The following is a 1,855-nucleotide window of genomic DNA, read 5'->3' on the forward strand; positions in this document are numbered from 1 at the left end:
AAAAGCCGATGTTCTCGTTTTTGAGAACTTGGCTTTTTAAAGTTGCTTGTTGGAGCTCATTAGGAGCGATTGAAAATCGAAGAGACAGGATTATTTGACCAACTGTGGAATGTAATCCACGATATTATAAATAGGAGCACTGCTCTGTTGCGTAACAGCCAAAATTAATGCACCTTCGAGCATCGAAATGATAAGTACCGCCAGACTGTGTGCCTTTTCCTCTGTCCAGCCCGATTTCTGAAGACGTTCCATATAAATGCGCTGCCAATCTGCAAATGTATTCACACAAGCATGACGTAGCGATTCGCTAATACAGGAAGTTTCCGCAGCAGCCCAGAAGCCAATCGGCATGAAGTCGTTAAAGCCGGTACGGTCTGCCTCCTCAGCTGTATTACGAATAAAATTCTGAATGGCTAGTACAGGATTATCGTTTTCGTCCAGTGTCTGTTTTAATTTTTGCTTAATAAATTCATTCCCTCTTCTTATGCATTCCAAAGCTAATTCTTCTTTACCACGCGGAAAATAATAATAAAGTGAGCCCTTCGGTGATCCACTCTCCGCAAGAATCTGATTCAGTCCAGTTGCGTGATACCCCTGATGAAAAAAGAGCTTCGATGCGGTTTGTACGATATTCTCGTATGATTCAGGTTTAGCAGCCATATACAGCATCCTTCATTATATATTATTTATAATTTACTTTGACAAAAAAATAACAACATGTTTATTATATATAGACCGATCGTTATAATTCAATACCCATTAATTTATTGGAGGAACAAAAACAACATGAGTACAAAGAGTCAAACGAGTTCACCCTCTGAACCCAAAACGTTCAAGGTGCTACCTATTATGATTGCCCTGCTCCTTAGTGGCTTTATTGGAATGTTCAGTGAAACGGCACTTAACATTGCACTGAATGATTTGATGCAGATTTTGCATATTACAACTGCAACAGCCCAATGGCTGACGACCGCTTATCTGCTGACACTCGGTATTTTAGTACCTGTATCGGGATTGCTGATTCAAACCTTTACGACAAGACAGCTGTTTGTTACATCGTTGCTGTTCTCAATAGCTGGTTGCCTCGTTGCTGCACTTTCACCTACTTTTTCAGTGCTATTGATCGCTCGTATTCTTCAGGCCATTGGTACAGCGCTGTTATTGCCGTTGATGTTTAACACCATCTTGATCATTTTCCCGGCTGAAAAGAGAGGCGCGGCTATGGGGATCATCGGATTGGTAATTATGTTTGCACCTGCGGTGGGACCTACCATTGCAGGACTGGTACTGCAAAATCTGTCTTGGCACTGGATCTTCTGGATTTCTCTTCCTTTTTTGGTTCTCTCGCTGATTTGCGGTATTTTATTTATGCAAAACGTTTCAAAAACGACCAAGCCCAAAATTGATCTTTTATCTATCCTCCTGTCTTCCATTGGCTTCGGTGGTGTCGTGTTTGGTTTCAGTAAATCTGGAGAAGGTGGCGAAGGTTGGGCTAGCCCGATGGTTCTGCTTCCAGTGATCGTCGGTCTGGTATCGTTGATACTGTTCTCTGTACGTCAATTGAAAATGAAGCAGCCAATGTTGAATTTGCGTGTGTTTAAATATCCAATGTTCGTTATCGGCGTTATTATGGTGTTCCTATGTATGATGACGATCCTTTCTACGATGCTGATTCTTCCACTCTTTTTGCAAAAAGGGCTGGCTCTGTCTGCTCTAACAGCAGGTTTGGTACTTCTGCCTGGTGGAATTATCAACGGTCTCTTGTCTCCCATTATGGGCTCCCTATTCGATAAATTTGATCCCAAATGGCTTGTTATTCCAGGCCTTGTGATTGTGGCCGCTGTTTTGTTTTTCC

At 42.0% G+C, this 1,855-nt stretch carries 2 protein-coding genes; one reads left to right on the forward strand and one right to left on the reverse strand.

Features of this window, described 5'->3' with window-relative positions; all coding sequences use genetic code 11:
* Nucleotides 1-90: 90 nt before the first annotated feature.
* The gene (locus GRP75_RS25825; RefSeq protein ID WP_023988846.1) at nucleotides 91-660 is read right to left on the reverse strand and encodes a TetR/AcrR family transcriptional regulator; all 570 of its coding nucleotides are present in this window, start codon (nucleotides 658-660) and stop codon (nucleotides 91-93) included.
* Nucleotides 661-786: 126 nt separating this feature from the next.
* On the opposite strand from GRP75_RS25825, the gene GRP75_RS25830 reads away from it, so the two are divergent.
* A partial coding sequence (locus GRP75_RS25830; protein WP_160790754.1) for a DHA2 family efflux MFS transporter permease subunit occupies nucleotides 787-1,855 on the forward strand: 1,069 nt, incomplete at its 3' end.

It is taken from the genome of Paenibacillus sp. OT2-17, from assembly GCF_009827695.1.
In the GTDB taxonomy this organism is placed as follows: Bacteria; Bacillota; Bacilli; order Paenibacillales; family Paenibacillaceae; genus Paenibacillus; species Paenibacillus polymyxa_B.

What these genes read in the sequence shown, in the direction of transcription:
- GRP75_RS25825 (WP_023988846.1), bottom strand. Translation starts at nt 660, where the DNA reads ATGGCTGCTAAACCTGAATCATACGAGAATATCGTACAAACCGCATCG.